9 protein-coding genes are annotated in these 8,528 nt (G+C 38.6%); 3 read left to right on the top strand and 6 right to left on the bottom strand.

What is annotated here, in order from left to right; translation table 11 throughout:
- Positions 1 to 146: 146 nt before the first annotated feature.
- The 6 genes from LC115_08895 to LC115_08870 all read right to left on the bottom strand — a co-directional run bounded on the left by LC115_08895 (position 147) and on the right by LC115_08870 (position 5,508).
- Positions 147 to 575 carry an Rrf2 family transcriptional regulator gene (locus LC115_08895; GenBank protein ID MCZ2356785.1) on the bottom strand — a complete coding sequence of 143 codons (429 nt, stop codon included), beginning with the start codon at positions 573 to 575 and terminating at the stop codon, positions 147 to 149.
- A gap of 4 nt (positions 576 to 579) precedes the next feature.
- A complete protein-coding gene (locus LC115_08890) occupies positions 580 to 903 on the bottom strand; it encodes a metal-sulfur cluster assembly factor (protein ID MCZ2356784.1) in 324 nt (107 codons plus the stop codon).
- Positions 900 to 2,189 (bottom strand): cytochrome C oxidase subunit I, encoded by a 1,290-nt coding sequence (locus LC115_08885; GenBank protein ID MCZ2356783.1) that lies wholly within the window; start codon positions 2,187 to 2,189, stop codon positions 900 to 902. The genes LC115_08890 and LC115_08885 overlap by 4 nt, the downstream gene beginning before the upstream one ends.
- Entirely contained in the window at positions 2,190 to 3,002 is an 813-nt protein-coding gene (locus LC115_08880) for a DUF2249 domain-containing protein (GenBank protein MCZ2356782.1), read from the bottom strand.
- Between the two features lie 101 nt (positions 3,003 to 3,103).
- Entirely contained in the window at positions 3,104 to 4,063 is a 960-nt protein-coding gene (gene ric / locus LC115_08875) for an iron-sulfur cluster repair di-iron protein (GenBank protein MCZ2356781.1), read from the bottom strand.
- A gap of 218 nt (positions 4,064 to 4,281) precedes the next feature.
- Entirely contained in the window at positions 4,282 to 5,508 is a 1,227-nt protein-coding gene (locus LC115_08870; protein MCZ2356780.1) for a hypothetical protein, read from the bottom strand.
- Positions 5,509 to 5,650: 142 nt separating this feature from the next.
- Here LC115_08870 and recA point away from each other — a divergent pair, with 142 nt between their 5' ends.
- From recA to LC115_08855, 3 genes are read left to right on the top strand one after another with little or no spacing between them, the layout of a single operon-like run.
- Complete coding sequence (recA, locus tag LC115_08865) at positions 5,651 to 6,724, top strand: recombinase RecA (protein MCZ2356779.1); 1,074 nt, start codon at positions 5,651 to 5,653, stop codon at positions 6,722 to 6,724.
- A 16-nt stretch (positions 6,725 to 6,740) separates the two neighbouring features.
- A complete protein-coding gene (locus LC115_08860; protein ID MCZ2356778.1) occupies positions 6,741 to 7,877 on the top strand; it encodes an acyl-CoA dehydrogenase family protein in 1,137 nt (378 codons plus the stop codon).
- A 5-nt stretch (positions 7,878 to 7,882) separates the two neighbouring features.
- On the top strand, positions 7,883 to 8,482 hold the full coding sequence (locus LC115_08855; GenBank protein MCZ2356777.1) for a WbqC family protein: 600 nt from the start codon (positions 7,883 to 7,885) through the stop codon (positions 8,480 to 8,482).
- Positions 8,483 to 8,528: the final 46 nt, after the last annotated feature.

The raw sequence follows: 8,528 nt of genomic DNA, 5'->3' as shown, positions 1-8,528 counted from the left end.
AAATATATGAATATAGATACATTTTGGTCTAATTAAAATATCATTATCGTATTATTCCTTTTTAAGTTTTTAAGATAGAAACTATCTTAGGATTTAAAAATCAGGTATTAAGATGGCGTTTTTCTGGAAAAAAACTTAGCTGAAACTCAGAATAGGTAAGTTAAGCCGCTGTTTACAGGCGTATAGAGGTCTAAAATCTTTTTTTCGGAGCACATTTTATGAAACATATCACGAATAGGCTTAAATTCTTGATGAAAAGGGCAAGGGTGGTCAGGCGAACACTCATTAAGGCCTAAGCCGCAATGGTCAAAAATATCCTTTCCGTCAATAGCTTCAACAATTTTGATAACAGGTATATGTATTTGGTTTTCAATCATATAAAAACCACCATTAGGTCCTTTGGAACTCCTGATAATTCCCTCTTTTACCAATTTTTGAAGGAGTTTTCCTAATGTATGTTCATTTTCCTGAATTTGATTGGCAATTTCTTTAATACCAATTTTTTCTGCTGTTTCGATTTTCGAGCCTAAATAAATAACAGCCTTGATAGCTACCTTACAACTTAAACTAAGCATAGATTTAACGGCCTAAGAAAGAGCGTCCTTGTTCCGATATCATTCCATAATTCCACGGAGGGTCAAATGTTAGCGTTACATCTACGCTATAATCTGGGAACGTCTGTTCTATATTTTCTTTTACTCCTGTGGTAATAGCTTCTCCCATAGGGCAAAACTGGGTTGTTAAAGTCATAATGCACGCAATTTCGGATTTTTCTGGGTTAAAATCTAATTGGTAAATTAGCCCTAAATCAACTACATTTAGGCCAATTTCAGGGTCTATTACTTCATGTAAGTTATTTAAAGCAATGGCAGCCTGAATATTATCATTGGTTACGACATTCATATTTTCTTGGGGGTGTGGGTAATGATTTTTACAATATTCAAATTATACAAAAATGCAGTTATGACAAGCAATAATGCTCCCGTTTTCAGCAAAAAAATTGTTTGTAGCCAGATTCCTGCTGAAAATAAAATTAATGCCACAAAATAGGTGCCGGCCATTACTGCAAAAATCTTTTCGTTAAATAAATCTTTGGGATTGGGAGCCTTCCCATAGCCTACGCGGTGGTAAACAGCGTTCCAAATAATAAATGGAAGCGTTTTAAACGTCATACCTAAGATAATACTTGTGAGCCAGCCTAAAAGTATCCAAAAACCATACACCATAACCCAACGGCTCGTTTCGGCAGGAAGGGCAGAGTTTACCGTAGATAAACCCGCCAAAAGTATGGAAAATAAAACTATTGAAGCCGGCAATGAAAACAAAGACATTATCATCGGTTTCTCTACCTGTTTACGAATCCTACTTTTAAAGGCCGTAAAACAATAATAAATAAACAATAGTAATGCAGCCAGCACAAGCCCTACTGCACAAAAATACCAAATAAGAGAAGGAAAAAAGTAAAACGCTAATACATAGAGTGTTAAACCTGCATTCAATAAGCCATAGGTAATCCATAATAAACGAGGGTTGCTATACTTAGAGATTAAAAACATCGGGATTAAGCGGGACGCAACACCCAGAACGAGCTGCAAAAACCAACCGGCAAGGCCAATATGCGCATGCAATGGTAAATAATGCCAAGAACTTTCCTGAAAAATGGGACTCTTAAAGTTAAAAATCAAACTAAGCCCTAATAATACCGTAAGCAATAGCCAGCAAGACGCTGTGGACACAAAATATACGTGTGGGTTTGCCCGCTGGGCTTTTCTAACACTTAAAAGAATGTTTGCGCAATATGCTAAAACAGAAGCTACTACCAAATGCCCGCCGGAAAGAGTTGGCCACCCTAAATCAAAATGAAAAAATCCATAAATCAAGAGCGGTATTCCTAAGGCTGCTAACACAAAAGAAGTATATGCTAAATTATTGCTAAACAGAGGTTTCTCAATTAAAACCGGTAATAATTGATAGCTTGCCCCAAATATAACCATGGTTCCCCAGCCTAAGGTTAGTGTATGGGTTATTCCCAAAACCGGCGGCGTAGTATAATGCGTCAACAATGAATCTGAGAAAAAAAACAGTAGTACCGTGGCTGCACAAAAAGCTACTGCCGCATATAAATAAAAAGGTAAAATTACCTTTACCGGTGTCGTGGAGGTTATTCTTGAATTAAATGCAAAGGCCATTTACTCTCTAAATATTAAGAGATGTACTTCATTTTCAGTAATTTCGTGTATTCTGTAAGAAAACTTACGATCGGCAAGTTCCGGCAGTAAAAATACAGGTACTCGCTTATGATAAACATACAAAGCCATTTTGGGAGGCAGTGTATCTAACTTTTCTAAGATAGTAAGCATCGGTAATGGCATTTCTAAGTCCCGAACATCTACCGTCTCAAGATTATCAGTGTATTGTTTTAACTTTTCATCCCAATCATCCGAAGGCTCAACGTCCGTTTTTAGGGTTACTTCGGTAGTATCAGTCTTAAAAAAATAAGTAACAACCTGCTCGTCATCTACATTTTCTATATAATAAGAAAATCCTTTCTTACTTAATAATTGAATCAAGGGGGCGGGTTCAAAACTATTGATGAGTTTTAGAACTTTTCCGGGAGTAACCTCTTTCAGTTTGTTTAAGATAAGGCTCAAGGGGTCTTGCCCTGCTTGAATAACTGGTCTTACATCCAAAACAACTAATTTTTCCGGAGATATTTGCCGGATTTCTAACGGAACTTCTTGATTATCAATCATATCAGAATCTATAGCAATACTGTTATCTATTTTAAAGCCAAGTGGCCGTAGCTTTTCCCAAAAATCATTTACAGAGCAGCCGGCAACCTTACAGGCCATATTGATGCTGGTTCTCGGTGCCATAATCCGGCGTAATAACGAGTTCCTAAGTTTCGTAAACTTAGGAGAAATACTCACAATCGCCTCTAAGGCATCTGGATGATGCTTCAAAATCTCCCCTATCTTAGTATTTGCATTAATCGTGAGCATAAAAACTATTCATAAGAAAATTAAACAAAGGCACAATTAATTTATTACCAACTAACTGTACCTTTGAATAATACCAACTTTAACGCAATGTTTAGGTTTAATTAATTAGTAAGTGATTTTTCGAGTTCCATTGTTTTGGGGAACAAGATATTGTTTTCTAAGTGGATATGAATATGTAAATCCTCTTCAAAGTCTTCTAACATTTTGTATAGCATTTTGTAGCTGCCGCAAGCATCTTGGGGGATCAGGTAGTTGTGGGTAACTGTACGGATGTCTTTGAGGAAATTTCCGACCATATCATGCTCTACTTCCATCATTCGGATGGGACCTTTGGCACTATCTAAAAATGACTGACGCTGGCCTTCCGGGTTGTTTTTACGTGCCACTAACTCTTTGATGAAGGGGAACAGTATTTGCTCTTCTTTGCCCATGTGGGTAGTAAGTTCTGCATTGGTTTGATCTACAAGATATTGAACCTGAATTAGTTCTGGGTGATGGCTTCCATGAACAGTCATAACTTTCTGTGCATAGGCGCGTATATCTGGCAAGTTTTTACGAACGTAAGCATGGTGGGTATTCACAATATAATCTGCCAGAAAATCTAAACTCCAGTCATTGTAGGGTAAAGATCTGCTGGTCGTAATTGAATCAACCTGTGTGAGTTCTTTTTCTACGATTTCCGGGTCAATTCCCTGTTCGGCGCAAGCTTCTTTAATGGTTTTATTACCGCCACAGCAGAAGTCTAAACCATATTTTTTGAATACTTGGGCTTTTCTAAGGTCTTTGGCTGCAATTTGACCTAATGTATCTTGGTTTTCTGCTAATGCTCTTTTGGTTATTTTTATCTTCCACCACTCTGGTCCTGATTCCAAATATTCCCAAGTAAATGTATTCCCACGCTCTCCAAGCATTTGATAATAAAGAGGTTTCGGGTCGTGGTCGTTATGAATTGTTAATACTTCTCCGTTCTTTAGCTCATCAAAGCGAGCAAAGATTGTGGGATGCTTCTGTCTGGGTTCTAATAGAGTTACGTTTAAAATATTCTGCGTGTTAGCTTCCATAATAATTTATTTTAACTTGACAAAGTTACAACTTTTTTTAATCAAAAAAAGTATTTAATTACTTTTTTTGATTAAAAACATACAACTATCTGATTATTAGTGAAAAATATTTTTCATTAGACAAAATCTAAATTAGAATAAAGGAAATTTGTCTGTAATGAAGTTGTTTTTAAATTACAAATGCAGGTCTACATTTGTAATTTAACTATTCTGTTTAATTACTTTTTATTTGCCTTTAGTTCATTTTTGATTTTGATGTATTTGGCGGATTCGGCCATCATGGCATCATCTTCGTTGCCCAAAGTAGTTGTTATTTGTACCAAAGCATCTACGGTAGAAATATCTTTTGGGTCAGCGTCATAGGCGGCTTTCATGTATTTATAGGCTTCTTTCATAAGGGCCATAATTTCTTTATTTAGGGCTGAGATTTCTTTTCCGTCTTTAGAGTCATTCGCTTTTTTGACTAATTCGGCAGCTTGGTTTACTAAGTTAGCTCCGATGTTGTAGTTTGCAGTCGTATTTTTGGGGTTCACTTGTAGAACCTGTTTGTAAATTTCGATGGCTTTTTTTACGTCTTTACGCTCTGTGAGCTGAGCATAAGCCAATATAATTTGCTCATTATTAGGCTGTTTCTTTACTTCTTCTTCAAATCTCAAAATCCCTTTGTCGTAAAGATCTTTGTTTCTCAGGTACAAATTCAGCTCTGTGTCGTTAATTACTTTTTCTTGGGGAAATTCTGTTTTGGCTTCGGCTAAGACTTTAAGGGATTTATCGGGGTTAGATTGTTCGTAGATAGTTGCTAAGGCTACATATACATAAGCTACTGAATTATCCGGTGTTTTGGGTTTTTTGGCCTTGTAAAGTTCAAGCGCTTTTTCAAAGTCTTTGGTAGCCTTAACAGTGTCTTTTAGTTCAAGATAATTATAGCCGCGTAATGTGTAAGAGCCATAAAAAGTGATTGTAGCGTCAAATATTTTGCAGGATGCAGTGAGATATGATTCGGCATCTGTATATTTCCCTGCTTTATACAAATCAAAGCCTTGCCGATACATTGCATCCCCTAAGGTTGGCAGGATAGCATTTATTTCGGTTTCAAACTTTTTCAGTTCATCATATTGTTTTGCTTTTTGAAAAGCATCCCAAGCATCATTTAGTAAGTTCGGATATTTAGAAAACGGATAGTCATTAACCGTTTTGGGCTTTTTAGTGGTGTATAGTCCCATATAGGACTGACCTAACTTTGCATACGCTTTGGCTAAATCTTTGGAATCGAGCAAGTCCGGCTTTGCAAGAGCCTCCTGAAAATATTGTATAGCTTTCTCATATTCTCCATCTCCATAGGCCATAGCTCCGGAAGTTACCTTAGAACGTTGAGCTACAGAAGAAAAAGTGATAGAAAACAAACAACTTATCAATAAGATAAGTTTTAATGAATGGTTTTTCATAGATATTTCTTATTTTGCTGCAAAATTAACACGAAATCTATGCCATATCTTTTTAAGAGTTGGGTAATTTTCGGAAATATTTAGAAAGAATATTTAGAGCAATCAATATATTGATTTACTTTGCTTAAAAGAGCAATATATTATGGCAAAGAAGAGTGAAGAAGGAATAGCCAAGATGGATAAAATACAAGACGAGAAGTTAAAATCGCTTTTGATTACCGTAGAGAAGTTGGAGAAAGACTTTGGGCGCGGCGTTGTTATGCGTTTAAGTGATAGGCCGGCGGTTCAAGCAGATTCTATTTCAACGGGTTCATTGGGTTTAGACATAGCTCTTGGCGTAGGTGGTTTTCCGCGTGGAAGAATCATAGAAGTTTTTGGGCCGGAATCTTCGGGTAAAACGACTATTGCGCTCCACGCTATCGCAGAAGCTCAAAAAAAAGGCGGATTAGCAGCTTACATTGACGCTGAACACGCCTTTGACCCAATTTATGCCCAAAATATTGGTATCCAGACAGATAGCTTACTAATATCTCAGCCGGAACACGGCGAACAAGCCCTCGAAATAGCCGAAGCCTTAATCCGATCCGGCGCAATTGACATCTGCGTGATCGATTCCGTAGCCGCATTAGTACCCAAAGCAGAACTTGAAGGAGAAATGGGAGACTCTAAAATGGGACTGCAAGCCCGCTTAATGTCCCAAGCAATGCGTAAATTAACCGGAAGCATCTCAAAAACAAACTGCGTGTGTGTCTTTATCAACCAACTGCGGGATAAAATCGGCGTAATGTTCGGAAACCCAGAAACAACAACCGGCGGTAATGCCCTTAAATTCTACGCCTCCGTCCGTGTTGACATCCGAAGAATACAGCAAATTAAAGACGGAACCGAAGTTATCGGAAATAGAACACGAGCAAAAGTAGTCAAAAACAAAGTAGCCCCTCCCTTTAAAGGAGCAGAATTTGACATCATCTATGGAGAGGGAATCTCCAAAATCGGAGAAGTCGTTGACTTAGCTACAGAACTGAAAATCTTACAAAAAGCCGGCGCTTGGTACAGCTATCAGGGAGATAAACTGGGGCAAGGAAGAGATGCCGTAAAAAAACTCCTCAAAGATAACCCCGAACTACTGGCAGAAATCGAAAATAAAGTACGGGAATCTTATCAAAATTTACCGGAAATGCCCTCCACCGCAGAAGACACCTTAGACGAAGAATAGCATTTTTTATATCAATATGATTCCACGTACACTTTTTGCAGAAGAGCACCAGCTATTTCGGGAATCTGCCCGTAAGTTTTTTGAAATAGAAGTCATACCCTTTCATCATGAATGGGAAAAACAAGGAATGGTATCCCGAGAACTCTGGCTAAAAGCCGGCAAACAAGGATTCTTGTGCTGCACCATGCCCGAAGAATACGGAGGCTCCGGGGTGGACTTTACCGTCAGCGTAATTTTAATGGAAGAACAAGCCCGTTCCTGCTGTAGTGGCCCGGGGTTTGCTCTGCATACAGATATTGTGGCTCCATACATCCTACACTACGGCTCCGAAGAACAAAAGAAAAAATATTTACCCAAAATGGCCGCCGGTGAAATTATCACAGCCATAGCTATGTCTGAGCCGGCAGCCGGCAGCGACCTGCAAGGAATCAAAACAACAGCTATCAAAAAAGGCGACCATTACATTCTGAACGGCTCTAAAACATTCATTACCAATGGCTGGCATAGCGACTTAGTTATTGTGGTTGCCAAAACAGACCCTTCACAAGGAGCAGGGGGAATATCACTACTATTGGTAGAAGCCGGTATGGCCGGATTTACCAAAGGAAAACGTCTGGAAAAAATCGGGCTAAAAGCACAGGATACCTGCGAACTCTTTTTTGATAATGTGCAGATTCCTGAAAGCAACTTACTGGGGCAAGAAGGTGCAGGATTTATGTACCTCATGAATGAACTTCCTCAAGAACGCTTGCTCATCGCCGTTGTGGCTGCCGCTACCCTTGAAACGTGTTTTGCAGAAACCCTTCGCTACACCAAAGAACGAATTGCCTTCGGGAAACCAATTTTTAACTTCCAAAATACCCGATTTAAGCTGGCCGAAATGCAGGCAGAAATCGTAATGGCACGAAGTTTTACCGATAAATGTATCGAATTACATCTTAAAGGCCAATTGGACGTTGCCACAGCCGCTATGGCAAAATTGACACTTTCCGAACTGCAATGCAAAATCGTAGATGAATGCTTGCAATTATTTGGTGGCTATGGATATATTTGGGATTTTCCAATTGCCCGTGCTTTTGCAGATTCCCGCGTCCAGAAAATCTATGGAGGCACTAACGAAATCATGAAAGAATTGATCAGCAGGTTTTTATAGTATCAATGGATACCAGCCTTGAAGTAAATGGCGCACTACCTTTGTTCTGTGCACCCCCAATTTCTTGGTGCAAATTATGGTCTCAACAGAAACCATCTATCACTACTGACCCCCGCTATCAAAAGCAGCATTATTTTAATCGCTTTTTTATTTTGGGTTCAACGGGGGTTTTGATGCAGACTATCCCCATCAAAAAATATCCGGATCAGGCTCCACTTACAGCAATAAAAATTTGTTATGACCAAAATTGGGCATCACGTGTTGCGCGGGCAATCCGTTTTGCTTATTCTAAAAGCGCATTCTACGAACACTATTGGCCGGAACTTGCCTACCTATTTCAAAATCCACCGGAATTTCTATTAGAATTTAACCAGCAGCTTTTAGATACAATTGTAAGAATAGCTTTCTTACCAACCCCAAACTACATCAGCGAAAGCACTCAATTTCCAGCCATTTCATCTCAAAACTGGGGCGCTACACGCACCTCAATTCCACCACAAAAGCATTATTTTCAATTATTTGGTAATGAATTTTACCCTGACCTAAGCATTTTAGATGCCTTATTTAACTTAGGAACTGAACTTCCCAAATATTTAACTAACTGATGTTACGCAAGGATATCATTAATTTAGCTGTATGAATGTTGAAAAC

This window comes from Bacteroidia bacterium (genome assembly GCA_026932145.1).
GTDB lineage: Bacteria > Bacteroidota > Bacteroidia > J057 > JAIXKT01 > JAIXKT01.
This window is presented reverse-complemented; position numbering and strand designations above follow the sequence as displayed.

What these genes read in the sequence shown, in the direction of transcription:
- LC115_08895 (MCZ2356785.1), bottom strand. Translation starts at nt 575, where the DNA reads ATGCTTAGTTTAAGTTGTAAGGTAGCTATCAAGGCTGTTATTTATTTA.
- LC115_08890 (MCZ2356784.1), bottom strand. Translation starts at nt 903, where the DNA reads ATGAATGTCGTAACCAATGATAATATTCAGGCTGCCATTGCTTTAAAT.
- LC115_08885 (MCZ2356783.1), bottom strand. Translation starts at nt 2,189, where the DNA reads ATGGCCTTTGCATTTAATTCAAGAATAACCTCCACGACACCGGTAAAG.
- LC115_08880 (MCZ2356782.1), bottom strand. Translation starts at nt 3,002, where the DNA reads ATGCTCACGATTAATGCAAATACTAAGATAGGGGAGATTTTGAAGCAT.
- ric (MCZ2356781.1), bottom strand. Translation starts at nt 4,063, where the DNA reads ATGGAAGCTAACACGCAGAATATTTTAAACGTAACTCTATTAGAACCC.
- LC115_08870 (MCZ2356780.1), bottom strand. Translation starts at nt 5,508, where the DNA reads ATGAAAAACCATTCATTAAAACTTATCTTATTGATAAGTTGTTTGTTT.
- recA (MCZ2356779.1), top strand. Translation starts at nt 5,651, where the DNA reads ATGGCAAAGAAGAGTGAAGAAGGAATAGCCAAGATGGATAAAATACAA.
- LC115_08860 (MCZ2356778.1), top strand. Translation starts at nt 6,741, where the DNA reads ATGATTCCACGTACACTTTTTGCAGAAGAGCACCAGCTATTTCGGGAA.
- LC115_08855 (MCZ2356777.1), top strand. Translation starts at nt 7,883, where the DNA reads ATGGATACCAGCCTTGAAGTAAATGGCGCACTACCTTTGTTCTGTGCA.